This is a genomic window from Rhizobium mesoamericanum STM3625 (assembly GCF_000312665.1).
Lineage (GTDB): Bacteria > Pseudomonadota > Alphaproteobacteria > Rhizobiales > Rhizobiaceae > Rhizobium > Rhizobium mesoamericanum.
Genome location: NZ_HF536772.1, coordinates 3,951,372 through 3,974,621 on the forward strand (window position 1 = coordinate 3,951,372; position 23,250 = coordinate 3,974,621).

General features: G+C 57.4%; 40 protein-coding genes. 22 read left to right on the plus strand and 18 right to left on the minus strand.

The window, feature by feature from the left end; all coding sequences use genetic code 11:
• Window positions 1–36 precede the first annotated feature (36 nt).
• From BN77_RS19225 to BN77_RS19310, 17 genes are all read right to left on the minus strand, one after another.
• Window positions 37–1,074: a tyrosine-type recombinase/integrase gene (locus BN77_RS19225; protein ID WP_007534969.1), complete on the minus strand. Its 1,038-nt coding sequence runs from the start codon at window positions 1,072–1,074 to the stop codon at window positions 37–39.
• A gap of 362 nt (window positions 1,075–1,436) precedes the next feature.
• Entirely contained in the window at window positions 1,437–1,817 is a 381-nt protein-coding gene (locus BN77_RS19235; protein ID WP_040677950.1) for an HNH endonuclease, read from the minus strand.
• Window positions 1,804–2,046, minus strand: coding sequence for a hypothetical protein (locus BN77_RS33590; RefSeq protein ID WP_157224469.1), 243 nt, complete (start codon window positions 2,044–2,046; stop codon window positions 1,804–1,806). The genes BN77_RS19235 and BN77_RS33590 overlap by 14 nt, the downstream gene beginning before the upstream one ends.
• A gap of 280 nt (window positions 2,047–2,326) precedes the next feature.
• Window positions 2,327–3,304, minus strand: coding sequence for a hypothetical protein (locus BN77_RS19245; RefSeq protein ID WP_007534975.1), 978 nt, complete (start codon window positions 3,302–3,304; stop codon window positions 2,327–2,329).
• A complete protein-coding gene (locus BN77_RS19250; protein WP_007534977.1) occupies window positions 3,297–3,665 on the minus strand; it encodes a hypothetical protein in 369 nt (122 codons plus the stop codon). Before BN77_RS19250 ends, BN77_RS19245 begins: the two co-directional genes overlap by 8 nt.
• 413 nt (window positions 3,666–4,078) lie before the next feature.
• A complete protein-coding gene (locus tag BN77_RS19260) occupies window positions 4,079–4,279 on the minus strand; it encodes a hypothetical protein (RefSeq protein ID WP_007534979.1) in 201 nt (66 codons plus the stop codon).
• Window positions 4,276–4,572, minus strand: a complete 297-nt coding sequence (locus BN77_RS19265; protein ID WP_007534981.1) for a hypothetical protein — start codon at window positions 4,570–4,572, stop codon at window positions 4,276–4,278. Before BN77_RS19265 ends, BN77_RS19260 begins: the two co-directional genes overlap by 4 nt.
• Entirely contained in the window at window positions 4,569–4,964 is a 396-nt protein-coding gene (locus tag BN77_RS19270; RefSeq protein WP_007534984.1) for a recombination protein NinB, read from the minus strand. The genes BN77_RS19265 and BN77_RS19270 overlap by 4 nt, the downstream gene beginning before the upstream one ends.
• A gap of 1 nt (window position 4,965) precedes the next feature.
• Entirely contained in the window at window positions 4,966–5,919 is a 954-nt protein-coding gene (gene bet, locus BN77_RS19275; RefSeq protein WP_007534986.1) for a phage recombination protein Bet, read from the minus strand.
• A gap of 1 nt (window position 5,920) precedes the next feature.
• The gene (locus tag BN77_RS19280) at window positions 5,921–6,442 is read right to left on the minus strand and encodes a siphovirus Gp157 family protein (protein ID WP_007534988.1); all 522 of its coding nucleotides are present in this window, start codon (window positions 6,440–6,442) and stop codon (window positions 5,921–5,923) included.
• A complete protein-coding gene (locus BN77_RS19285; RefSeq protein WP_040677415.1) occupies window positions 6,430–6,654 on the minus strand; it encodes a hypothetical protein in 225 nt (74 codons plus the stop codon). The genes BN77_RS19280 and BN77_RS19285 overlap by 13 nt, the downstream gene beginning before the upstream one ends.
• Entirely contained in the window at window positions 6,654–6,818 is a 165-nt protein-coding gene (locus BN77_RS33595) for a hypothetical protein (protein ID WP_007534994.1), read from the minus strand. Before BN77_RS33595 ends, BN77_RS19285 begins: the two co-directional genes overlap by 1 nt.
• Before the next feature lie 10 nt (window positions 6,819–6,828).
• Complete coding sequence (locus BN77_RS19290) at window positions 6,829–7,134, minus strand: hypothetical protein (protein ID WP_007534996.1); 306 nt, start codon at window positions 7,132–7,134, stop codon at window positions 6,829–6,831.
• Between the two features lie 5 nt (window positions 7,135–7,139).
• On the minus strand, window positions 7,140–7,412 hold the full coding sequence (locus BN77_RS19295) for a hypothetical protein (RefSeq protein ID WP_007534998.1): 273 nt from the start codon (window positions 7,410–7,412) through the stop codon (window positions 7,140–7,142).
• Window positions 7,412–7,720, minus strand: coding sequence for a hypothetical protein (locus BN77_RS19300; RefSeq protein ID WP_007535001.1), 309 nt, complete (start codon window positions 7,718–7,720; stop codon window positions 7,412–7,414). Before BN77_RS19300 ends, BN77_RS19295 begins: the two co-directional genes overlap by 1 nt.
• A 715-nt stretch (window positions 7,721–8,435) precedes the next feature.
• Complete coding sequence (locus BN77_RS35885) at window positions 8,436–8,690, minus strand: Arc family DNA-binding protein (RefSeq protein WP_007535004.1); 255 nt, start codon at window positions 8,688–8,690, stop codon at window positions 8,436–8,438.
• A gap of 279 nt (window positions 8,691–8,969) precedes the next feature.
• A complete protein-coding gene (locus BN77_RS19310) occupies window positions 8,970–9,275 on the minus strand; it encodes a helix-turn-helix domain-containing protein (protein WP_007535006.1) in 306 nt (101 codons plus the stop codon).
• An 88-nt stretch (window positions 9,276–9,363) separates the two neighbouring features.
• Between BN77_RS19310 and BN77_RS19315 the strand changes: the two genes are divergently transcribed.
• The 21 genes from BN77_RS19315 (at window position 9,364) to BN77_RS19415 (ending at window position 21,311) form a co-directional block, all read left to right on the plus strand.
• Window positions 9,364–9,582, plus strand: coding sequence for a hypothetical protein (locus BN77_RS19315; protein WP_007535008.1), 219 nt, complete (start codon window positions 9,364–9,366; stop codon window positions 9,580–9,582).
• A complete protein-coding gene (locus BN77_RS19320; RefSeq protein ID WP_007535011.1) occupies window positions 9,579–10,133 on the plus strand; it encodes a GIY-YIG nuclease family protein in 555 nt (184 codons plus the stop codon). Before BN77_RS19315 ends, BN77_RS19320 begins: the two co-directional genes overlap by 4 nt.
• Window positions 10,130–10,258, plus strand: a complete 129-nt coding sequence (locus BN77_RS35560) for a hypothetical protein (RefSeq protein ID WP_280109945.1) — start codon at window positions 10,130–10,132, stop codon at window positions 10,256–10,258. Before BN77_RS19320 ends, BN77_RS35560 begins: the two co-directional genes overlap by 4 nt.
• Entirely contained in the window at window positions 10,255–10,593 is a 339-nt protein-coding gene (locus BN77_RS19325) for a hypothetical protein (RefSeq protein ID WP_040677416.1), read from the plus strand. Before BN77_RS35560 ends, BN77_RS19325 begins: the two co-directional genes overlap by 4 nt.
• Window positions 10,590–10,760 (plus strand): hypothetical protein, encoded by a 171-nt coding sequence (locus BN77_RS33600; RefSeq protein WP_157224470.1) that lies wholly within the window; start codon window positions 10,590–10,592, stop codon window positions 10,758–10,760. The genes BN77_RS19325 and BN77_RS33600 overlap by 4 nt, the downstream gene beginning before the upstream one ends.
• The gene (locus BN77_RS19330; RefSeq protein ID WP_040677419.1) at window positions 10,757–10,957 is read left to right on the plus strand and encodes a hypothetical protein; all 201 of its coding nucleotides are present in this window, start codon (window positions 10,757–10,759) and stop codon (window positions 10,955–10,957) included. Before BN77_RS33600 ends, BN77_RS19330 begins: the two co-directional genes overlap by 4 nt.
• A gap of 390 nt (window positions 10,958–11,347) precedes the next feature.
• Entirely contained in the window at window positions 11,348–11,653 is a 306-nt protein-coding gene (locus BN77_RS19340) for a hypothetical protein (protein WP_007535018.1), read from the plus strand.
• Between the two features lie 78 nt (window positions 11,654–11,731).
• On the plus strand, window positions 11,732–12,010 hold the full coding sequence (locus BN77_RS19345; RefSeq protein WP_007535021.1) for a hypothetical protein: 279 nt from the start codon (window positions 11,732–11,734) through the stop codon (window positions 12,008–12,010).
• Window positions 12,011–12,100: 90 nt separating this feature from the next.
• Entirely contained in the window at window positions 12,101–12,517 is a 417-nt protein-coding gene (locus BN77_RS33265) for a helix-turn-helix domain-containing protein (protein WP_007535023.1), read from the plus strand.
• Window positions 12,514–12,723 carry a hypothetical protein gene (locus BN77_RS19355; RefSeq protein ID WP_040677427.1) on the plus strand — a complete coding sequence of 70 codons (210 nt, stop codon included), beginning with the start codon at window positions 12,514–12,516 and terminating at the stop codon, window positions 12,721–12,723. Before BN77_RS33265 ends, BN77_RS19355 begins: the two co-directional genes overlap by 4 nt.
• Window positions 12,720–13,076: a RusA family crossover junction endodeoxyribonuclease gene (locus tag BN77_RS19360; protein WP_007535025.1), complete on the plus strand. Its 357-nt coding sequence runs from the start codon at window positions 12,720–12,722 to the stop codon at window positions 13,074–13,076. The genes BN77_RS19355 and BN77_RS19360 overlap by 4 nt, the downstream gene beginning before the upstream one ends.
• Window positions 13,073–13,639 (plus strand): MT-A70 family methyltransferase, encoded by a 567-nt coding sequence (locus BN77_RS19365; RefSeq protein ID WP_007535027.1) that lies wholly within the window; start codon window positions 13,073–13,075, stop codon window positions 13,637–13,639. The genes BN77_RS19360 and BN77_RS19365 overlap by 4 nt, the downstream gene beginning before the upstream one ends.
• A complete protein-coding gene (locus BN77_RS19370; protein WP_007535029.1) occupies window positions 13,636–13,992 on the plus strand; it encodes a hypothetical protein in 357 nt (118 codons plus the stop codon). Before BN77_RS19365 ends, BN77_RS19370 begins: the two co-directional genes overlap by 4 nt.
• Before the next feature lie 13 nt (window positions 13,993–14,005).
• Window positions 14,006–14,776: a GcrA family cell cycle regulator gene (locus tag BN77_RS31435; RefSeq protein ID WP_007535032.1), complete on the plus strand. Its 771-nt coding sequence runs from the start codon at window positions 14,006–14,008 to the stop codon at window positions 14,774–14,776.
• Complete coding sequence (locus tag BN77_RS19380) at window positions 14,773–15,132, plus strand: hypothetical protein (protein ID WP_007535035.1); 360 nt, start codon at window positions 14,773–14,775, stop codon at window positions 15,130–15,132. The genes BN77_RS31435 and BN77_RS19380 overlap by 4 nt, the downstream gene beginning before the upstream one ends.
• 15 nt (window positions 15,133–15,147) lie before the next feature.
• Complete coding sequence (locus BN77_RS19385) at window positions 15,148–15,780, plus strand: hypothetical protein (protein WP_007535037.1); 633 nt, start codon at window positions 15,148–15,150, stop codon at window positions 15,778–15,780.
• Between the two features lie 224 nt (window positions 15,781–16,004).
• A complete protein-coding gene (locus BN77_RS19390; RefSeq protein ID WP_007535039.1) occupies window positions 16,005–16,205 on the plus strand; it encodes a hypothetical protein in 201 nt (66 codons plus the stop codon).
• Between the two features lie 590 nt (window positions 16,206–16,795).
• The gene (locus tag BN77_RS19400; protein ID WP_007535043.1) at window positions 16,796–17,095 is read left to right on the plus strand and encodes a hypothetical protein; all 300 of its coding nucleotides are present in this window, start codon (window positions 16,796–16,798) and stop codon (window positions 17,093–17,095) included.
• Window positions 17,096–17,183: 88 nt separating this feature from the next.
• On the plus strand, window positions 17,184–18,365 hold the full coding sequence (locus tag BN77_RS19405) for a phage terminase large subunit (RefSeq protein WP_425280224.1): 1,182 nt from the start codon (window positions 17,184–17,186) through the stop codon (window positions 18,363–18,365).
• Window positions 18,365–20,365, plus strand: coding sequence for a portal protein (locus BN77_RS19410; RefSeq protein WP_007535047.1), 2,001 nt, complete (start codon window positions 18,365–18,367; stop codon window positions 20,363–20,365). Before BN77_RS19405 ends, BN77_RS19410 begins: the two co-directional genes overlap by 1 nt.
• Window positions 20,366–20,411: 46 nt before the next feature.
• Window positions 20,412–21,311: a hypothetical protein gene (locus tag BN77_RS19415; RefSeq protein ID WP_007535049.1), complete on the plus strand. Its 900-nt coding sequence runs from the start codon at window positions 20,412–20,414 to the stop codon at window positions 21,309–21,311.
• 9 nt (window positions 21,312–21,320) lie between these two features.
• On the opposite strand, the gene BN77_RS19420 is transcribed toward BN77_RS19415, so the two are convergent.
• The gene (locus tag BN77_RS19420; protein ID WP_007535050.1) at window positions 21,321–21,959 is read right to left on the minus strand and encodes an HNH endonuclease; all 639 of its coding nucleotides are present in this window, start codon (window positions 21,957–21,959) and stop codon (window positions 21,321–21,323) included.
• Window positions 21,960–22,042: 83 nt separating this feature from the next.
• On the opposite strand from BN77_RS19420, the gene BN77_RS19425 reads away from it, so the two are divergent.
• A complete protein-coding gene (locus BN77_RS19425) occupies window positions 22,043–23,233 on the plus strand; it encodes a P22 phage major capsid protein family protein (protein WP_007535051.1) in 1,191 nt (396 codons plus the stop codon).
• The last annotated feature ends 17 nt before the right edge of the window (window positions 23,234–23,250 follow it).

A 23,250-nucleotide genomic window follows, 5' to 3' on the forward strand; every position in this document is an offset into this window, starting at 1 on the left:
TCTCCCCATTTTACAGCATCCAGAGCATTTTACAGTTTATGCTTTGTTTGTTCCGCGGCCGATGGCGTCGATAACCTCTTGGCCGGCGAGATAGTGCTTCCGGATGATTGATTCGGCATCGTCTTGCGAGTGTCCCGAGATCTCCGAAATCAGCTTGATCTTCTCATCGTGCGACCGATCGAGGTTCGCATAGGCGTATGTGATCGCCGTTCCGCGCAGGTCGTGGAAGGTCACGCCCTTGATATCGAGCCGCTTCATTTCCTTACGCCATGACGCTCGGAAGCCGCTGGACGTCCAGTTCTGGCCGAACGAGTTCACAAGCACCCTCTGACGCTCATCTTCCTTGGCCTTCCTCAGAACCGGCATGATATCCGGCGCCGCGACCACGCGAACCCTCGCGCCCGTCTTCCCCTGTTTGATTGAAACCCTTTGGCCGTCGAAAGCCAGCGTGGGCATCGTTAGGATGTCTGCCTGTCGTTGCATCGTCCAAAGGGCGATGAGGGCGACCTGGCGCAGGTGAGGGACTGCTTCAGTGAGCAGCTTCGTAAGCTGATCGTCGGACCAAATGATGTCTCGGCGTGTGCCAGAGTGAAGGCGTTCGACCTCTTCCAGAGGATTGCGCAGGATCACCTCATTCCCCTTGGCCCATGAAAAAAGCCGTGACAACAGCGCGATATGCATGTCCGCTGATCGCGGGGCTTCCTTCATGGTGTCGCGCCAGTTGATGAAAATGCGACGGCTGCCGCGGGCCTCGATGGCCTTGATAGGAAAGTTCTCGAACTTGACGCGGATTGTTGCGAGCTGTCGCTCATAGTCTCGACGCGTCGAAGCGGCCAGTTTCAGATAGCCGGCCGTCTTCCGGAATTCATCGATCAGAGATCCGATCGTTCCCTCGATCGACGCCTTTTCCCTGTCGCGGGTTAGGCGGACGTATTCCTGCGTGAAAGCCTTTGTCCCCGGCTTAGACACCATCCTCGGGGCACCTTTCCCACGCCAGGCGTAGTAATAGGTCTCAGTGTTCCCGTTGGCCAATTTGACATTGACCTTATGCACGCCGACCAACTTTCCCTCCATTGAGCCATCCCTCCAAAGCCTTTTCCGCCGTGTCTTCTTCTTGCTGGACAGCGAAATGCCGAGGCGAGAACTCTATCTCCCCTGATGGGTGCATGACCACTCGGACGTTATGCGTAGCTGCCGCTGAAGCAGCATCGGCAATTTCGGACTTGGTGTAAGTGCGGGCTCGGCTCATGGCGCGTCATCCACATTGTTTCCACAGGCGGGTTTGTTCTTCATCAGCGCATTCCGGCTCGTCACCATGGTATAGCCATCCGCAAATCGGACGAGACAGCTATTCATCACCTTGGCGCGGACGAGGACTTCGCACGGCTGGCCTTTGCGGCCTTGGCGGTCCCACCTAAAAATGTAGGGAAGGGCTGTCATCGGCTCACGATCTCCCCAGTTCGCCGGTCGACGACATCCCCATTCATCAGTTTCTTGAAGCGAGGATTCGACAGGCTGGATTTCTTCTTGCCGATGAAGGACTTCTTCGCCACTCGGGCGATCTTGGCCTTCACCTTCATCTCGGCGGCTGTCTTGACCTTGTGGGCGGCTGCGAGGGCCGGGGCCAGATTGTTCTCGCGGTGCTCGCCCCCGAGGATGAGCGCCTGGATATGCTCGATCTCCCAAGCATCGCCGGGGCGGATGGGTTGGCCGGTCAGGTAGCACTTGTGGTCGTAGCGATCGAGCACGCGGATACGGACCCGATCCGGCACCTTCTGGTCGTCTGTGCGGCCGATCCACTCCTCAACGCTCCGCATCGCCATCCTCCCGCTCGTTCTCGCGCTTCTGCTTTTCCGCCAGCTTGGCTAGGGAGAGGGCTTCGTCGATGCGCTCTATAGCGGTCTCGGCAACGAGAATTCGCTTCATCCGCTCGCCGTTGATGTTGTGCCATTCAGAGGCGGAGATGCCTTGGCGGAGTGGATCCAGCGCCGCCGCAAGCTTTTCGCATGTGGCTTCTGCGCGGGCGAGCTTGGGAGAATGATGCATGCAGAGGTCATTCGGGCCGTCCCACGAGCACCCGCAGGTTTCGTGAGGCGATAGAGCTTCGACCTTCTCCATGAGTCCATAGACTTGCTGTTGCAGCGAATCTCTTTCCGCTTCCGCCTTCTCGGCTCTGGATCGGAGGGATTTGATCTCGGCCTTGAGCAAGTCGACGTATTCACGGCTCGGAGTTGGCAAATAAATGCCGTCAGCTCTAAGTGGCGTACACCTGCGCTGGCAACCTGCTGGTGTTTGGCATTCTGGAAGGGTGCAAATGATCATGGCTTCACCCCTCCTTCGTTTCGCGGAGGGCTGCGCGGACTATATCCGGCGTCAATAGTGCGGTGTCGCCGCTGTTTGGATCCGGCATGCGGATGTAGCCGAGATCGATGCCATTCGTGATGAACTGGTCTGCCTTCTCCAAGGCCTTCCGCATCTGCTCGTTCTGGCTCTGGACAAGGCTGATGCTTTCCCAAGCCGCGAACGGATCTTCTGGCTCGCCCATGTCGCTGGCGATCTTGATCATCTCGCAGGCGAGTGCGGTAACTTGGTCCTGTGTCGCGTGGCCTTTGCCTTCGCATATGCCGCAAAGCAACGACGGGTAGCCAACGGGGCAATCTTCGTCCTGCTCGATCAGCGTGCATGGGCAAGGCACGGCCTCATCCCTCACGGCTGCTGACTGTGGTCGGGCGCTTCGCTCTGCCTTTCTAAGTGCGGTGTGGGCTTTGATGCCGAGAGCATCAAACCGGTGGTTATTCAGACGCGTTCCCGGTGCTTCGTTTCGAAGCATATCCAGCAGCTCTTTCAGAGCCTCATAGAGGTCTTGTGCAACCTCACACGCCACCGGCGCCTCATCGTCTCCTGACGTGTTTGTGAGGGCGGAGAGGCGAGAAGCGGCATCGCGGCACACAGCGGCAGCGATTAGCTCACCCTTTGATCGGAACGTTTTCTCGACCGTACGAAGCTCACCAATGATCTGGCTGTCAGGGATAACGTAATCATCGTCGATCATAGCCAAGTAGACTTCATGGGTTCGGGTGGCCGCAAGCTGCTCAAAGCAGTCCTCCATGCGCCTCAAGGCTTCTCGCAGTATACCCGCCTCTGACGTGTTTGTGAGGGCGGCGAGGTAGGCGCGGATGGCATAGCCGAGAGGCCCGCCGCCAGCTTCCGGCTCTTCGGTTGGGCATGGTGATGACATATCGGCATACTTGGCGTCATACGACCGCTTTGCCGCATCAAGCGCCTTTTCGTTCAGGTCACTCATCGCTCTTCCCTCCCTGCGGAACAGTGGTGGCGGATTGACGGGCGGGTTCGGCTTTGGAGATGGCGGCCCGGACGAGTTCAAGCTCTTCCATGAACCGTTCGTAGTGAGAATCCGGCATCGTCATGTGGTTCAATACGAACGCCATGTTGTCGGCTTGGCGCTTGAGGGCTTCAAGCAGATCTGGGGCGGCGGCGATCAGGCGAGCATTGTCTAGCGTCAGGGTGTTATGGCTATTCCCGCCAGCGATAAGTTCCTTGTATTCAGTGCCTACCGAGGTCGTGAGGGTTTCGCCGCCATGCACAAAGACGGCGCCATAGGCATTCTGGTTTACGGACCAGGGACCAGGAGTAAAACTAGACATTTGAACTTCCCCTAAAAGAAGGGTGGCCAGTTCCGCGCCGGACTTTCAGCCGGTGGTCACTTGATTTTATTGCCGAGGAGTGCCGCGCGCCGCGCGATGTACGGCCGTGGCGTTCGCGATCGTCGGCGTTTTCCTTGGCTGTCCCCCAAGCAAGGTTTTCAGCGCATGGACGCGACTTGTCGTCGTCCAGATGCCTTATCTGATGGAGGAGTGATGGTTTCGGAGGAAGGAATCTTTCAGCCACCAGCAGATGGACCGCTATGCGCTTTCTCTTCCCGCCGACTGTAATCCGAACTGAAGGATATCCGTCAGAGTTAGGTGTTTGCTTCATTTCTCGGCGGCCATAACCACGCCAGTTGCTATCAACACTGAATACTCGACCGTCTCGGGTAACGTCGTACTGGAAAGTTATCTCACCCATTGGCGTTCCCCTTCAAAGCCTGCAGCATGAAAGCCGCCTTCTGTCGTCTGATGTCGTTGACGCGACCGTGCTTCTGTATTGCCTCCCTCTCTGCCTGATCGAGGGAACGGAGGGCTGGAATGGCGCGGTAGAGCCGGCGTCGAGTCTGCCAGGATTGCCATTGTGCGAGGGCGCGCTTTATCAACCTGTTCATGCTGAGGCTGCCTTTCCGATGAGATCGACGATTTGGTCCGGCCAGATCCACCAGACAGGGAAAGCGCCTTCTTCCTCAGCTCGGCGGAAGTCGCCACCGTTGTGGCAAGGCCGTCCGAAGCTGTCGAAGCACATGGCTGTGAAGTGTTTACCGCGCCAACCTTTGGTGTCGCCGTGCTCGGTGTTGTTGTAATCAACGTGGCAGGTGAGCCAACTGCTGGCGCGATTCACCCATTGGGCATGGCTGTCGAATGTCTGGTCGGCGAATGGCGGTGCGATGCGAAACTCGCTCATGCTGCTTTCTCCAAATCTTTGAAGATGACGCCGTTACGGGTCCCCCACTCGTAGATGATCTCAATCAGCTCGATCATCTCGCCCTTGTCCAAATCGGACGAGGACCGGCCAAGGCTCGTGAAGCCGTTCCCGTCAAGGTTCGGCACCATGCGGACTTCGCGCTTGAGCGCATCTAGGAAAAGAAGCTTCCAATCTTCTGGATAGAGCCGGATTCCGTGATAGGTCGTTTGCTCGGCAACCTCCGTCAGCATAGCCCACATCTTGTCGTTCTGAGGCAAGGAGCGCTTCGAGGCCTTGAACTCGATACGCGTCCCCCAAGGAGCCTTTTGGATCCACTGCGTTGCTTTGAGGCGGTCAAAGTCGGAGTTGATGGTGATGAGAGCCCGACCCATGTCAGCCTCCAGCTATCGTTACGGTTTCGAGAACCTTCTTGTCGTCAGCAGCCTTGTTGATCGCCGCATCAATCATCTTGCGCAGCACAATCGCATCGCCGGGATGACGAGCCCAAAACATCTGCAAGCCAGCGCGGTTTGCGTCCTGCCACTTGGCGATCTTGCCGGGGTGCGTCGTCTTGATGTGCTCGGCAACGCGGTCGGCAAACTGGCCATCTGGGATATTCTCAAGCGCAAAGCCGTCATCCCACCAAACGGTGATCGAGTCCTTGCCTCCGATGGCGCGCATACGATGATCCTGGCGCTCCTGTTCGACGATCTCGGTTGCGGTAAGGTCTAGAACCTTGGCGCGATCCATTTCTGCTTCGTCGTAAAGGCCTTGGAACTGCTCGGGCCATCCGGCGCGTAAAGCCTGCATTTCAGCGCACTTGGCGATCATTAGGCGCGGCATGCGGCACCAGTTGCCGGAATCGTCAAGCGTCTGCTTGCCGGTCTTGTAGTTCTTGCCGGTGTCGTCGTTGCGCGCCCACTCTTCCTTGACAGGGGCAAACTCTTCCCAGAATGACTGGCCGGCGACTTCGTACCATTCGCCCGACTTTTGATCCTGCTTCCAGAGATAGACCGTGGCCGAGACAATGCCCTGCGGGTTGAGGTGGCTGATAAGAGCCTTATCGACCTCATACGTGGCAGGCTTCGAAGCGGGTCGATAATCGCCGCAGCGCTGCGCAATGACGCGCTGGCCGTCGCGGCTGATGATGATCGTCAGCTTGCGCTTCTCGGCATTGCCCTTGGAGAACACCATGGGGATGATCTGGCCGATGAAAGGATCAAGGCCCTTAGCCTTCGCCACTTCCATGAACAGATCGAACTCGTCGTTGTTGCAGTCCTTGGCGACGGTGTTCTTCACCAACGCTACCTGCTTCGGCGTCATGTCGAATTTGGTTAGAGCCTGCATGCTACTTCCTCCGTACGGACAGGCTCAGGGAGCCGTTGTCTAGCGTTGCGCCTGGAATTGGTTCGTTGTCCTTGAGGGCTACTGTCAGCGCCTTCTTGTCGAGCTTCGGGGCAGGGCGTTCCTGCTCAATCCAGAACTTGACCGGAATGTCGGCCTCGTTGGTGACGATCAGGGATGGAGCACGCTTTGCCAGCGTCAGCGTGGCTGTTGGCAGCCGCATGGAAGTCTGCTCGGTGATCAGCATGGCCTGTTCGATCAGGGCCTTGATGCGGTCTACCTTGGCTTCCTTCTTCCGGCGCCGCTCGGCAAAGATCTCTTCCTTCGCCTTCAGACCGACGATGTGGATTTCTTCCTCGTCGATCTCGGCCAAGGCGGCTTCGATAGCCTCGTTGAGATTTGTTTCGCCTTCTATGGTATCGGCTACCAACTCGGCGTCGTCTGCCGCGTCCTGTTCCTTCAGGTTGGCGACGAGGCGTTTCGCGGCTTCGGCTTGGCGAGCTACGTTGTATTCTACTTCCGCCATGTGATTTGCTCCTGATTTACCTTCGCGGCCCGCTCCATTTCCGGAGCGCCGACGAGGGCGAAAGAGAGGAAGACGACGACAGCGCAGCCGAAGAGGGCGAGCATGTCGCGGTTTGTCGGGTGGATGACCGGAGCCGGGATTGCCTTGCGCTGCTGCTGGCATGTGCCGACTGGGCAGGCGCACTCTCGGTAGGTTCGGAGGTCACAGCGCATCACGCGACCTCCTCAAGCTTCTGGTATGCGACAGCGCGTTCCCAATAAGCTTCCTCGCGTTCGAGCTTCTGGCGCTGGAACCTGACGGCCTCCAGCTTTTCCTCGTAGACGCGGAGGGTGAACTGCTTGGATGTCTCGCCGGGGCGACGGTCGTTGTTGATCATGGCTCGCCCCTCAATCCGCGTAGAGCAGGGTCACGACATAGCGATACTTGCCATCGCCAAGCGGCCTGAACTCGTAGTGTGGGCGGAAAGCCTTCTCCATGCTGCATCCGGGCTGGCGGTAGTCTGCCTGCCATTCAGCATGCGGGATGGCCTTGTAGACGTGCTCGGAGCAGACTGCCTCAACGTCGGAGGATGGGCGCTCACTGACGACATGGTATTCGTAGTAACTATCGCCGTAGGCCCGCTTCTGGCCTGAATGAGTATTGGTGAACGTCACGCCGTCGATGGTCTTTGTCTGTCGGTCGATATGAAGCATGTCCGTTACTCCGCTGCGATCTGGTAATGGTGTTGAAGACGGCTCTCGGCATTATGCCCGGTGAAGCTCTCGACATCGGTACGGCGCATGAGGCGGGTGAATATGAAGACCTCGCCTCCGTTTGCTTCAGCATCCGCCTCGGCCTCGTCTCGGTCGTCGTACTCGAATGCCTCTTCAGCATCCGTAGACCAGCGCATGCCAATGCCGGGGATATGGGAGAGGTAGAGGGGGGTGGTGCCGAAGAGGCCTTCCACGTTGAAGCGTTGGACGAGGGCCATCACGCACCTGCCTTTTCGGCTCGGAACGACCAGTCGGTCAGGTCGCCGATGTGGGCGGAACGCTTGGCAAGATAGCTTTGAAGCATCACCCGATTTCCATCGATCGAAATGACCTTACCGAGGCGTCCGTCGCTTACGACCATACCTACGGTCAGGCGAGTCTTGCGCTCTTCCGCTTTTGCATCGCGCTCGGCCTGAGCTGCGTTTTGGATGGTCTCCAGCGCCAGCCAAGGATCGAAGCCAGCGTTGTGCGCCGGGACGAGGCCCATGGCGTAGATCTTGCGAGCTTGTTCAATCGTGTATGCCATCTGTGCCTGTCCTCTCTCGATGCCGATCGACGTTTCGCGTGCTTCCTTGCGGGGCTCATTCGTCTCGGCTGATAGGTCTCAGATTATCCGCTATTGAGGATATGTCAAGCACAATATCCGCTATAGAGGACGAAATCGCTTGTGCTGAGAAAGGGGATATGAGAAAAAGAAATGCCCCGCACGCTTTTGCAGAGCGTCGGGGCGTTGACTGGCGGATATTTGCGAACCGTTGCCAGTGATGCTTTTTATAACGCATCCGAAACGATTTGCCAATCCGACAGAGCGCACGAAATGACGGGAACCGGTTCGGTCGTGCGTTGATGTATGGGCAAGGAACGGGATGCGATTAGGCCAAGGGTTCTCTGGCAGCGCGAGCTGGTGAGGTAGCCCTATCGTCAGGTAGCCCCTGAAAACGACCTCAAGATGTGCGGCTGGCTATAGTGCGGCACATTGCGGAATAAGCGGCGGTCGGCTCCGATGAGCAGATTTCCCCTTTCGCCCCAGGAACCCGTCATTTTATGGCGGGGTTCTTGGTATGCGGAGATTTCAACGGTCTCACCAAAGAGCAGTGACAACTTTACACTAGTGAAACAGTAATACTATTTTGGCGATCTTGTCCAAAATCCGGCTGCTGCTGGAACCGTAACAGACTGATCCACAGGAAACGTGAGGCATCCTTTCGATTCCGCCAATAGTGTCCCAGAAGAAAACAATCCTAGACCTTGCTGAGAATTTTTGTGGCCTTCGTGAGCAATTCGAGAGCTGCGTACCTGTCTTTCTCGTCGAGGCGGCTAAGACCACGCAATAGATTCTCTATCTCGCGCGCTGTATCTGGAGCGAAGGATGCTTCTAGCCTGGCAAGTATTTCAGCGTTCATGCTCCGGCCGTTGTCCACAGCCGAGTGCGCTAGTTTCTTTTTTAGTTCGAGCGGTAATCGCAAGTTGTGTCGTTGGTCATCGGTCTGAGGCATGATCGCCTTATGGCCGAAATCCTACGATGTGAAAATGGTGCAATCGTGGTGTCGGTGTGCCATAAATGTGCCATGCATACAGGGCGCGAATATGGGAGGATGATTGACGTAGGGATAGGATAATGTTCCTATAATGTTCTCACTTGGGGAATGGGGTGGGGTATCATTGCATGAACGCCGACAGCGATTATGAAAGATCAAGAAAAATGCGCGTTTCTGTTTTTGTTGGAATCATTAGCTCCCTAACTGAGGAGCAGCGGCGCGACTGTCTGAGGAAGATCAGGCTTTATCTTTCTCACGCAGGATCTGAAGGATGCCGCTCCGCATGTTCGGATTCGTCTCTATCAGAGACAGGATCTCCTGAGTTTCAGGGCTCATCTGAACGCCGTAAAGGACCTGTGTAAGGGTCACGTCGAGCACTCGGCAGATCGCGATCAGATTATCGATCGTCGGGTCTTTCCCTTCCTTCAAGATCGAATGGACATAGCCAGGTCCCTTACCCGCGCCGAGGGAAATCTCGCGCTTCGACTTGCCTGATTTTTCGATGGCGTCCTCTAGACGCGCTCTCCAGTCGTTACCGTGCATGCGCACAATATCCTCTAAATGGGATATTTCTGCACGTCTTTCATAGAGGACACTTGACGTATCCGCTTTAGAGGATATAGTGGACGTCATGGCAAACACTCCTACTGAAAATCTGCTCTCGGATGTGAACAAGTTCCTGGCCGAAACCGGCATGGGGGTCTCGTACTTCGGGAAGGTCGCTTCTGGAAATTCCGAGCTGGTAAAACGGCTGGAGTCCGGGGGCCGTGTGTGGCCGGAGACTGCGGAGAAGATCCGCGCCTTCATGAGCGAATACAGGCGCACCAAGAAAGCGGAGAGCGCAGCATGAGTGGATATGTATATTTCATCAAGCCGGTGGGGCAGGCTGGACCGATAAAGATCGGGCACTCGGAGTATCCTCCTTATCGCCTCGCTAGCCTCCAAACGTGGAGCCCGGTTGAGCTTGAGGTTGTCTCTAGGGTCGAGGGCACTCGTGAGCTTGAGAAAGCTATCCACGAACGGTTTGCCCACTGCCATCTTCGTGGCGAATGGTTCTCTCCCGACGAGGAGCTTGTTGCCCTCGCTGAAGGTGTGAGGGACGGCCGGAAGATTGAAGATCTGATCGACCTCAAAGCCAAGACGGGCAAGCTCTTCAGGCGGCCGAACACCAAGAGCCCAGTGGCAAAGATTGTTGGAACCTACAAGCTTCGCGTCGAACGCGCGCGGCAAAGGGGTGGGGCGCTCCGAGGGAAACACATGGACCTTTCTGATGAAGTCCGTGCGATCCTTAATTCCGCAGGTGGATACCGTCAGGATTATCGGGAGCTGACGCAAGACGAAATCTCCACGCTGGAGGCGTTCATTGAAGAGTGCCGCAACTATCGAAAGGTGGCCGCATGACCGACATCCTCTCGTGGCTTTCAGCCTCTCTCGCATACCTGATCACCGTTTCCATACTCTGGCATCAAGACGAAATCGCCGCTCTCGCAAACGAGCGAAAGGCGAAGGAGGAGGGACGCATATGAGCAACTTTCGCGTAGGCCAGAAGGTCGTGTGTGTCGACGATGCAGTCGACCGCAGTGATGTTCCAGAGGGGGCAAGGATAGTCGGGGAAGGGATGGACGGCCTTCGCAAAGGGGCGGTGTACACAGTACGTGACATTTTCTTTTGCCCAGGTTGGAAGGAGGCGGTCATTCGCCTCTGCGAAATCAAGAGGTTTCCGTTCAACCGCGTCGGCAAAGTTGAATACGAAAGCGGGTTTGCGCCTTGGCGCTTCCGACCCGTCGTCGATCGCAAGATAGACATAAGCATCTTCACCAAGCTTCTGAAGACTAAGAGCCTGGAGGAGTTGGTCCCATGACCGAGCTCCCCTCCTACCTTCTCGACGCCCTAGCCATCTTCGACGAAGCAAGCGAACACCGAGACGATCAATCCTCCCAAGCCGAATATCGCACTCCGTTTGAACGGATGAAGGCTGCGCTGCGGCAGGCCATTGAGGAAATTGAAGCGAGGGCAAACGAGCAATGAACGACACGGTTTACATGCTCCTCCTGATCTTCGGCATTCCAGCGATCGCTATCGCCATCCTCGTCCTAGCCATCTGCAAGACATCAGGTCGATGCAGCCGCAGGGAAGAGAGGGAACTTGACCTGCTTTGCTATGGGGCCGTCGAAGGCGCGCTCAACGATTTCAAACCTGAGCCTCAGTCCTCCTCCTCCCGGTAGGGGCTCGGTAGCTGGGGCCCGTCTCTCCTCTCCCGGGCGGGCTCCAGCGACATTCTCGGCAACTTCCACGTTGCCATCAATCGAACGGCTATGGAGCCCAACTGCTCAAACCCCAAGTCGGGCTCCATAGCATCAATCGAAGCGACAGGCGGCGGCGAAACGCTTCGATGAATGAGAATAACGGGTTCCCGTGTTCCCACGTCGGGCCTGCGAGACGAAGGGGCTAACTTGCCCCCTGCAACAAGGGCAGCGGCCTCTTCGTCTCCAATATGAGTGATCCTGTTGGTCATCATCAGCTCCTGAACAAGGCTGAAGATAACCGCAGGAGAATCCAAGGTGTTGGAAAACCACACAGAGAATTTGGAGCATTACTCCAAGAGGCAAAAGGGCATGAGTGACACGATTTCAGCTCAGTGGATGATGAGGGAAGCCTTCCCGCGCGATTATCATGGTGGGTACAAAGCCGCCGTGTACGCAGCGTATCGCTTCATTTCCCCACGCGTAAAAAAGAAGTTCACCCCCAGACGCGCGGCGGCGATCTGGAACGGTGAAGCACGTCGAATTGACATGGAAGAAGCGGCTGCGCTCGAGGCAGCCCTAATCGAGGAACACCACAATGAAACCAAGCGCCTCCGTGCCCGTCTGGCTGCACTGGATGAAAAGATTGCCGCGTTCACTCAGGGGCAGGCTGGCTAAGCACTGGCGAGACGTGGCCGGCAAGCGGATTGAATGGGCAGATTGGCTGCTCGACGATGAGAAGAAGGACGACGAGTGATGCCGCAGTTCAGGAAGAAGCCGGTCGTTGTCGAAGCGGTTCTCTGGACCGGCAAGAGGCTTGAACCGGGCGCCACACCTTGGATCACGGAGGCGCTGAATAAGGGCACGCCAGACCGGCCGGGGGCGATCATGCGGATCGGTGAAACGGTTCATACCGGAACGCTTGAGGGCGTGATGATTGCTCAGCCTGGGGACTACATCATCCAAGGCGTTAAGGGCGAGCTTTACCCCTGCAAACCAGACATTTTCGCGGCGACCTACGACCCCGCAGACTGACGTTCCCCCGGCGTCTCTACCTCCAGAGCACGCCCAACTGAACTGGGGCCGAGAATGACGCCAGCGATTTTCTTCAAGCGAGGTGACTGAATGCCGAAGAGAAAGCACACAGACGAGACAATCTTCGAAGTTCGGCGCCTCCTAGCTGCCGGCACGGCTCAATCCTCTATCCAGGCGCAGACCGGCGTCCCTCAGCCCACGATCTCAAAGATCAATACATTTCGTCTCGTCCCAGTGGCAGAGATGCCGCTGGCGATACCAACAGCACTTGAACTGTTCCATATGGGCAACGACTACATCGCCATCGGTCAGTTTTTGCATATCTCGGAAGCGGAAGTAGAGCGCCGGATGGGGCTCAAGCGAGCCAAGCGCCTCGGAGAGGTTGGTGCGCGTGGCGGCGGCACAGATAGCTCGCCTCGGATCGGAACGCCGGCGGCATTTCGGAACCTTCTGATTTCGATCGCGCGCAGTGCGCAGCCAGTCAGAGCATTGGAGGCGGCTGAATGACCGACCCCGCCGACATGATCCTTTGGCTCGATCGTCGCATAGCCTCCGCCATGACGTGGCTCGACGACCACGGACGGGAATCCAAGAAGCCTCGCCCTGAAGGCGATATCCAAACCAAGGAATACGACATAGCCCGCTTTGAGGAGATCAAGGTTGCCTACGTCAAGGCTCTCAATCGGAAACTGGCGAGCGAGGCGGCAGCATGACGATGCATTTCCACCTTCCGTATCCGCCATCTGCCTGGGATCTCTACGAAGGCTGGGGCATCAACCGCCGTCTATCCGGTCCCTACAAGAAATGGCGCAATGACGCTGGCTATTTCATCAAGGCCCCTAAGCTGCCGATCTCTGCGCCATTCTCGCTCCACATCGCGCTTAAGCGCCAGAACAAGCGCCAGGATCTCGACAACCGCTCCAAGGCGGTCCTCGACTGCCTCCAGCACTACAAAGTCATCAAGAACGACAATCTCTGCGAACGGCTAACGATGACATGGGCGGAAGACCTTCCGGCCGAATGCGTCGTGCTGCTCCAGACAGCGGAAGAAGGGCTAGCAGCATGACGTGGTTCTTCGACCCTCTAGTGCCGCTCCACTACGAAATGATCGTCATCGATCCGCCATGGGGCTTTGACCTCTACAGCAAGGAAGGCGCGAAGAAGTCAGCGCTGGCGAAGTACGAACTGATGACCGACGCCAAGATCCTGTCGCTTCCAGTCGGCAAGCTCGCCAGCATGGATTGCCTTCTCTACTGCTGGGCAACAGCGCCGCAGCTTCCGTTGGCAATCGACTGCGTTAAGGCATGGGGCTTCGAATACAAGTCCTTGCTGATGTGGCGGAAGACGACAGCCTCCGGGAAGATCCGCATGGGCACCGGCTACCGAGTCCGCACGACCGGCGAGGCCGTTGTTGTCGCCACGTTAGGCAATCCGAAGCAGACAGCGATTCCGCAGACCGTATTTGACGGAATCGCCAGAGAACACAGCCGCAAGCCTGAAGAGTTCTACGCGCTTTGCGATCGCGTCATGCCGCACGCGCGCCGTGCCGATGTTTTCGCCCGCGAGGAGCGCGCCGGCTGGCATTCATTTGGAAACGAAGTCACGAAATTCAACGAGGTGGCAGCATGAGACAAGAGCCTGAAGGGTTTCCTGAGTTCTGGGGCGTCTGGCGCCCTCACGCGCGGCACACTGACGGTCGCGGCCTCGCACGACAAGCTTTCGAGAAGCACCTGAAAGACGGCGCATGCGCTCAAGACATGATCGACGGCGCAAAGCACTTCTTCCGCACCATGAAGGACCGCGACAAGGAGTTCGTTCCCCTCTGCGCCACTTGGCTGAACCGCGGCGCCTATGAGGAATTAGCCGAGGCAGAGCGCGCATGGAACGAGCGTGTAGCCCAGCGCCAGCAGCAGACGAGCAACGTCGTCACCATGCAGGTTGTTCTACCGAAGAACCATTTCCAGCGCCAGAACAGAGCATAGAGGATCCAGCCCAATGAACATGAGACCAGACATCGACATCGAGAAGGCAGCCCAGATGTGGAACGACGGGTTCACATCAAGCGAACTATCGGCTGAGTTCGGCGTCAAGCGCGATGTCATTATGGGCGTTATCGCCAGGAACCGGCCGCTGTTCAAGCCAAAGCGGTCTGATGTGGACATGGAACATGCCGCCAAACTGTGGGCGCAAGGTTGGACCATGGCAACCATCGCCACCCGTGTCGGCTGCTCTGAAACGAAGATGAGGGCGACAACCAGAAAGCACCGCGATCTTTTCCCGAGGAGAGAGCGGGCGTCTGTTCTTCGAGAGCGCAACTGGACGGCAGAAGACCTTGAGCGCGCCTCTAAGCTTTGGGCGTCTGGCGCTTCGGCCAAGGACATCGGCCGAGAGTTCAGCGTCAGCAAGAACGGTGTACTGGCCATCGCCTTTCGCCACCGTGATCTCTTCCCGCTTCGCAACAAGGCTGGTCATAAGGCAGTGCGCAATTCGAAGCCAATGGCCTCGATCATGCCTGTGCGCCGTGCCGTCATCGTTCCCGACTTCGGCCCAGAAGAGCCGCAGATCCCCGCAACCGAATACGATCTCATGCGCCTTCCACATGCCAAGACGCTTGTCGATCTGGATCCATGTGAATGCAAGTGGCCTCTGACGGCAGGTGGCCCATTCCTTTTTTGCGCAGAGGTGACCGAGAAGCGCGGCCCATACTGCGCCAATCATCTGGAGCGGTCATTGCCAGCACGAGAAAATAGAAGGGTCGCAGCATGATCTACGTGACGGGCAAGCAACTAGCCGGAACGGTCGCTATGTGGGCAGTGCGGCAATCGCCATATCAGACACCGGATAATCTTGATCTTGTTGTTCGGCAGATACAGGAAAAGTTCGCACCGAACACCAGCTTCGGGATGCTGATGTTCGAGGAGAGCAACAGCCTTCGCCGGTACGTCTCCAAAATCCTCCGGAGCATTCCGGAATATGTGAAGTGGAACGACCGCAAGAACGGCAACGACGCTCCCTTAAAGTTCTCGTCGGCCTATGATCTTCCCGGTGATCCGGACGACGATTTCATCGATTTGGACGCGCTAGAAGGCAATGTAGCCCGATCCATCTCATCAGAAGACTAACGAGGAAGAGGCGGAATGGCATCAAAGGCGGCAAAACTTCGATCCAAGAGAGCATCCAGCAAGGCAGGGCGTCCCCGTAAGGAGAACGTAGAGCGATACCCGAGCGGCGACATCAAGCGCCACGAAACAGAAAAGGAAGCTCTCAGCGTGGCACTGGAAGCACGGAAGCGCATTCACGGCCTATCAGAAAACAACGCCCTGGCTGGCTACACGCTGGGGCGCATGTACCTCGATGGCTCTATTAGCGACGAGCAGCGCAAGGCTGGCGACGAGTATGCGGAGATCATCGCCCGATATCACCGGATGGTAGGCATCCCGGCTCCTAGCGCCCGAGCGCAATCGCTGTTCTCGGTCAAGGGTCATGATGGCGAAGTGACCGACAGCCTCGCCAAGCGAGCACGAGACGCCAGCAACCGCATGATGGAAGTGACCGGCATCCTGCTTCGCTGCGAAGATGGGCCGCAGGTCAAGGGAACGGTCCATAACCTGTGCGTAATGGATTACGAGCATCTTCGCGGAATGGCCCCGCAGCAATTGTTGTGGCTTAAGCGGGGATTGAACGCTTTGATCAAGGCGAAGGAGTTGCGTGAGAAGGGCAAATCAGTTATGAGTTGGGATATTACATCCTCAGAACTGTCTGTTGTTTGAGGCTTAGCCTCCCAAAGGATTCCGCGTTACGCGCTTCCGACAGTGCGCGGTCTTAGAATCTCGGAGCGTGGCGGCAGAGTAGGTGAAAGACCCTGAGATGCCGTAGGGGACGCGAAACCGATCAGTAGGATGCCTTAAGTGGCGTCAGAATCTCGGCCCCTTACTCAAATCCTTGTTCGCAAGGTCGGCAGGCTGGCCTCTGCCGTTCTCATTCAGGAGATATCGTGGATCATCCCCTCGACATCCTCCCAGATCCCTTCTCCTCCCTAGACAACTGCTGCTACATGCGCAGAGCCACCATGGACGGAATAGAGGGCTACGTTCTTCTAGACTGCGACGGAGAGGTTGAGTTCTTCACCGACAACCGCAGCAGCATATTCTTCCATGCCGCAAAGCATGAGCTAACCGTGGTGGTGCCGAATTGATAAAGCGCAAGCTCGGGTGTCATCCAAGATTTGCCGTCCTGAATTGCCGCCTTCCAATCGTTCCGGCTTTCGTGTGGCATGTTGCAGGCCGGAAGATGTTCGACAAACGCTTCTCGCCGTCCATCCGACGCATGTGGAAGCTAGGCAACTACGGCATCTGACGTGACCCGCCCCATTCTCATCCTCCTCACCATAACCCTCCTAGCCATAATAGCCGCCTCCATCACTTCATGCGCTGCTCCCCAGGTGTGCAGGTATTGCTGGGTGGCGCTTTGATCATCGATCTCAACGCAGAGCGAGACAAGCGAAACGCCCCAGACGCCGAGCATATCAGAACAGACCAATTCGGCCGTCAGATGTTCCAATACCTCTGCGATTACAGGATGAACGATTCAGTCTGGTCTCTCCGCATCTGGGCATACTCGCAGGAAGACGCAGAAGCACGGATTGAGGCAATCAGAGGCTCGCTCGCGTATCTCGGGCAGCTTTATACGGTAGTTTCGTAGAAAATTCGTATCGCGAAATGCGAAGGGCCTACCGGCCAGCAGGAATAATATTCCACCAGACCCGAAAGGGAGTGGAGACCACGCATGAATAAAATAGAGGACAACAATAATCTTTCGCGAAAGGGCGCTGGCCGCCCGAAAGGAAGCCAGAACAAGGTTTCCAAGGCAGCGAAGGATGCAATAGCCGAGGCGGCTGAACAACTCGGCGGGGCAAAGCGCATCGTAGCATGGGCCAAGGAAGCTCCAGAGAACGAGCGCGCATTCTGGGCCACGATCTATCCGAAGCTCATCCCGGTTCAATTGGCCGGTGACGCTGACAACCCGATCAATCACGTTCACACCATCGAACGCCGCATTGTCCGTCCTTCAGATACCAACGGCTGAGGTTTTCGAGCCTCTTCTCGCCCCATCTCGATACAAAGGCGCAAAGGGCGGGCGTGGCTCTGGCAAGTCGCATTTCTTCGGTGGCCTGATGATCGAGGACCATCTCGCAGAACGCGGAATGCTTTCGGTCTGCATTCGTGAGGTGCAAAAGACGCTGGCCGACTCCTCGAAGCGATTGCTAGAGGGGAAGCTAGCTGATTTCGGCTTAGGCGAAGCGGACGGCTTCAAGGTCTTCCGCGATACGATCGAAACGCCAGGAGATGGCGCGATTATCTTCCAAGGCATGCAGGATCACACTGCGGAGTCGATAAAGTCTCTCGAAGGCTTCAAGCGGGCTTGGTGGGAAGAAGCACAGACGGCCTCGGCTCGATCGCTAAACCTGCTCCGGCCGACGATCCGCGCTCCAGGCTCGGAGATCTGGTTTAGCTGGAACCCGCGCCGCAAGGTTGACCCTGTTGACCTGATGATGTGCGGCGATGAGCGGCCAACTGGTTCGGTTCTCGTCACAGCCAATTGGAGAGACAACCCCTGGCTCACTCCCGAACTGGAGCAAGAGCGCCTCGACTGCCTCCGCATGCAGCCCGACCAATACGACCACATCTGGGAGGGCGGGTATTTGAGCGTTGCATCGGGCGCCTACTACGCCAGACATCTCGCGGACGCCAAGAATGAAGGCCGCATCGGCAAGGTAGCCGCTGACCCGCTCATGACCATCCGGCTCATCTGCGATATCGGCGGCACTGGCGCACGAGCTGACGCATTCACGATCTGGGCATGCCAATTCATCGGCAAGGAGATCCGGTGGCTCGATTACTACGAGGCGGTTGGGCAACCACTGGCATCGCATCTCAACTGGTGCAGGTCAAAAGGATACACGCCAGAGCGGGCGCAATTCTGGCTGCCGCACGATGGCTCGACCAACGACAAGGTTTACGACGTTTCCTACGAAAGCGCGCTCCGTGAGTCCGGCTATCGGGTGACGGTCGTCCCTAATCAGGGGAAGGGCGCCGCATCTGCTCGCATCGAAGCAGCAAGACGCCTGTTTCCGAATATGTGGTTCAACGAGGCGACGACCGAAGGCGGGCGCGCTGCTCTCGGCTGGTATCACGAGAAGAAAGACGACGCTCGCGGCATTGGCCTTGGCCCAGAGCATGATTGGGCCTCGCATGGCGCAGACGCATTCGGCCTTGGCTGTGTCGTCTACGAAGAACCGACAGTTGCAAAGAAACGAGATCCCCGCGCTTCAGGCGTTGGAGGCTGGATGGCGTGATGGCTGAAGAGAAGAAAGACGATCTGCTCTCCGAGGGCAGGACGGCGTTCGAGCGCTGCCAGGATGCAGAGTCCGACAACCGGCAGACCGCGCTCGACGACATCCGTTTCTCTCGCCTCGGTGAGCAATGGCCGCGTGACATAGAGAAGCAGCGCAGGGATGAGTTTCGCCCTTGCCTGACCATCAACAAGATGCCTGCGTTCATTCGCCAGGTGGTCAACGACAGCCGCCAGAACAAGCCGTCGATCAAGGTTCACCCCGTCGATAGCAACGCGGACCCAAAGACGGCTGAAGTCATCAACGGCCTGATCCGCAACATCGAGTACACGTCCAATGCTGACGTGGCCTATGATACCGCGATAGAGCAGAGCGTTTCAGGCGGCTTTGGCTATTGGCGCGTTGGGATGGACTACGCCTACGAAGACACCTTCGAGATGGATCTCTCCATTGAGCGCGTGGCTAACCAGTTCTCTGTCTATGGCGATCCGGACAGCATGTCGGCCGACTCCGCCGACTGGAACGTGGCGTTTGTCGTCGAGCCTATGCGAAAGGCCGAGTTCAAGGCCAAGTACGGCGACAAGAAGAACGCGGAAGGCGCTGACGTTAACGTCGATTTCGAAAGCGATGCATGGGCAAACGCCGGCATCTGGGTCGAAGACGAAACTGTCATGGTTGCCGAGTGGTGGAAGCGTGAGCCGATCGAAAAGGAGATCGTCAAGCTTTCCAACGGCCACGTGTATTCAGCCGAGGATCTTGCGAATGACATAGACCTGCAGGCTATGATCGATGCTGGCGTGCTTCAGGTCGTCGGCAAGCGCACGACGCGCTCCCACAAGGTGACGCAGATCATCATGTCGGGCGCCGACATCCTTGAGAAGAATGACTGGCCTGGTTGCTACATCCCGATCATCCCGGTTTACGGTGACGAGATCGTGGTGGAGGGCAAGCGTTACTTCCGTAGCCTGATCCACAGCGCCAAGGATGCGGCGCGGATGTTCAACTACTGGCGCACGACGAGCACGGAGCTTGTTGCACTCGCGCCTCGTGTGCCGTGGATTGGCCGCAAGGGAACGTTTGACAGCGACGTGGACCGTTGGGCAACCGCGAACACGCAAAGCCACGCGTTCCTTGAGTTCGACACCGAGTCGCCAATCCGTCAGCCTCTCGACGTTGGCCCAGCCGCAGGAGCCCTGCAGGAAGCGCTTAACGCCTCGGACGACATGAAGGCCATCATCGGCATTTATGACGCATCCTTGGGCGCCAGATCGAACGAGACGAGCGGCAAAGCCATCATGGCACGGCAGCGGGAAGGGGACGTAGCGACATTCCACTTCATCGACAACCTTGCCCGCGCCATTCGTCATACCGGCCGCATCCTGATCGACCTCATCCCGAAGGTCTACAGCGATGAGCGCGTTATCCGTGTCCTGGGAGAGGATGGGTCTCCCCGTTCGGTGCAGATCAACAGCGGGCAGCCGCAACCGGTCGTTGGCTCGGACGGCAAGCCGCAGGAAGACGAGCAGGGCCAAGCCATCATGGCGATGCATGACCTGACGGTCGGCAAGTACGACCTGACTGTCACAACCGGCCCGAGCTTCACGACCCGACGCGAAGAAGCCGCGATGCAGATGACGGAGTTCGTCAGAGCCTTCCCGGCTGCTGCGCCTGTCATTGGCGACCTTCTGGCGATGAACCTCGACTGGCCTGGAGCCGACGAGATTGCCGAGCGTCTGAAGCACATCAACCCCGCACTACAGAACAAGGGCTTGCCGCCTGAAGTTCAGCAGATGATCCAGCAGGGCCAGCAGGCTATCCAGCAGCTTACGCAGGAAGTCGAAGCCCTGAAGGCCGACAAGTCGATAGACCAGTACAACGCCGAGACCAAGCGCATGGACGTTGTGGCTGGCATCCAGAACGACAAGGCGAAGACAGCCATTTCCGCAGCCGGTCATATCGCATCGCTCGACCGCCCTGCACCCCAACCCGCGCGCCAAGGGTAAGCGGCGCTCTTTCCAACCCACCAAACCTTGAACGGAGTGGACCTCGATGCAAGAGGCTTTGACGGCTGTTGCCGATGCACAGGCTATGCCTGCAGGCGGAGAGCAGCAGCAGAATGCAGCGAATGCCGGTGACGTCGCGGAGACAGAACTGGAGAACAACACCGAGGTCGTAGAAGGCGAAGAGGGCGAAGGTGAAGGCGAACAGCTTGAGCCCGAGCTTGCCGACGTTGAATACGAAGGAAAGGCCTACAAGCTGCCTCCGGAGCTGAAAGACGCTCTCCTCCGGACTGCAGACTATACCCGCAAGACTCAGGAAGTCGCGGAACAGCGCAAGTCTGTCGAAGCCAAGATGGCCGAGGCCCAGGCGAACTACCAGACCTCTCAGGAGGTCATCGAGGCAAGATCGGTCATTCACTCGATCGATTCCCAACTCAAGCAATACGAGAACGTCAACTGGCAGCAGTTCGTCAACGAAGATCCGATGAGCGCCCAAGCTTCTTGGATCCAGTATCAGCAGCTCCAGCAACAGCGCGGTCAGGTCGCTCAATACCTCGACAAAACGCAGGCAGACTTGTCCGAGAAGGCGAAACTGGCAACAGAAAATCGCCTCCGGGAAACAAGAGCGTTTGCGGAGAAGGAACTTACGGGCTGGACGCCCGATCTGGATAACAAGATCACGGATTTTGCGACCAAGGAACTCGGCTTCGAGCGCGACAGCCTTCGACAGCAGTACACGCCTCAGGTCTACAAGACCCTGTATCTTGCCCACATCGGCCACCTCGCTCTCCAGAAGCAAACAGCCGCCCCGAAACCATCGGCGCCGGCAGCCCAACCCCTCAACAAAGTGACAGCGCGAGCAAACCCGCCTCCATCGGGACTCGATGACCGTCTTTCCGCTGATGAGTGGCTGAAGCGCCGTCAAGCGCAGCTCGCCAAGCGGGGCTGATCCCCAACATCAGATAGAACTTTCGCCCAACCGGTAATTGGGGAAGTTGCTAGAAAGACACCGCTTTCGTAGCGTTCCTGCTTTGATTCCAAGCGCCTCTGATGCCTTGGAGAACGAGTGGTAACGAACACCATCAATCTCGCAGGCCATGGCGTTAGGGCTCTGTGCGCTCATAAAAGCGCGCACCTCTGCGCTCATCTTCGTCCCAACTGGGCGCGGCGGCGGTTTTGCACCAAGTCTAAGTGAAGCCTCGCGCTGCTTTTGCTTGGTCTCATCCGAAGTCTTCGACCCAATGCGGAGTTCTCTAAGCCGCTGCTTGCCCTCTTCGGACATGTTGTGGCCACGAGAAATGCCTTCATGGCGCTCACCCATGTGAGTTTTAGGAGAGAGCCACTCTAGGTTCTCAGCGCGATTGTCGGTCTTGTCGCCATTGACGTGGTGAACGTGGATAGCGCCCTCTGCGCGATCACACCAACACGTAGCGACCATTCGGTGAACCAGTCTATGCCGCCCGACCTCAAGGTATCCCCCTGAGTGCGATCTCGGTTCAATTGGTTGAAGCTTTTTTAGCAACTTGCCGTCGCGAGACACGGCGTACAAGTGATCGAAGAAACGATATTCGATGCCTTCGTATGTGGTGCTGAGCATATAGACGGCCTCCTGTTTTGACCCAACAGGACGGTAACCGCGATAGGGCTATCTGTCAAGCCAACAAGGACAAGGTTTGACCCATGGCTAATACGATCCTCACACCCACTGCGGTGACGCGAGAAGCGCTCCGCATCCTCCACCAGAAGCTCAACTTCGTCGGCTCGATCAACCGCCAGTACGATGACAGCTTCGCAAAGTCGGGCGCCAAGATCGGCGATACCCTGAAGATCCGCCTTCCTAACCAGTACACCATCCGAACCGGCAAGACGATTGCCACGCAGGACGTGTCTGAAAACAGCGTATCGCTTCAGGTCGCCACCCAAAAGGGCGTTGACGTCAACTTTTCGTCTGCGGAACTCACCCTTTCGCTCGACGACTTCTCGAAGCGCATTCTTGACCCTGCAATGGCCGTCCTCGCTGCAAACATCGAGTACGATGCCATGAGCATGTACAAGGATGTCTATAACGCGGTTTGGACCTCCGGTTCTGCCATCGCGTACAACAACATCCTGTCCGGCCGCGTTCTGATGAACAACGCTCTTGCTCCGCTGACGGGCCGCACTGCAAACCTGAACTCCCAGGACATGGCGGACCTCGTCAAGGACACCAAGACGCTGTTCAACGACCAGGCGCAGCTCTCCAAGCAGTACCGCGAGGGCTACATGGGGCGCGCTGCAGGTTACGACTTCGTGGAAAACACGCTTTGGCCCGGCAATACGCGCGGCGCTGAAGATACCAACTACGTCGTCAACACCTCCACTGGCATCACCTCCGGTTCGGCTACGATTGCCGTTACTGGCGGCACAGGCGCGATGGTCAAGGGCGATGTCTTCACCATCGTCGGCGTGAACTCTGTCCACCCGGAAACGAAAGTCGATTCCGGCGTTCTTCAGCAGTTCGTCGTCACGGCGGCAAACGCTGGCGGCGCGGGCAACATCACTGTTTCCCCGACTCCGATCACCTCTGGCGCAACGCAGAACGTTGTCATCAACTCGGCTGGTGCCGGCAAGTCAATGGTCTTCGCAGGCACTGCGTCGGGACAGGACACGACCTCGTTGCTGTATCAGGAAGACGCCTTCACCTTCGCCACGGCCGATCTGGTCATGCCGAACGGTGTCGATTTCGCACGTCGCGAAGTTCAGGACGGCATCTCTCTGCGTATCGTCCGCCAGTACGACATCAACAACGACAACCTGCCGTGCAGAATCGATGTTTTGTACGGATATCGCACGCTTCGCCCGCAGTTGGCGACTCGTCTCCACTTCAACTGATCTGGATAAAGGATCTC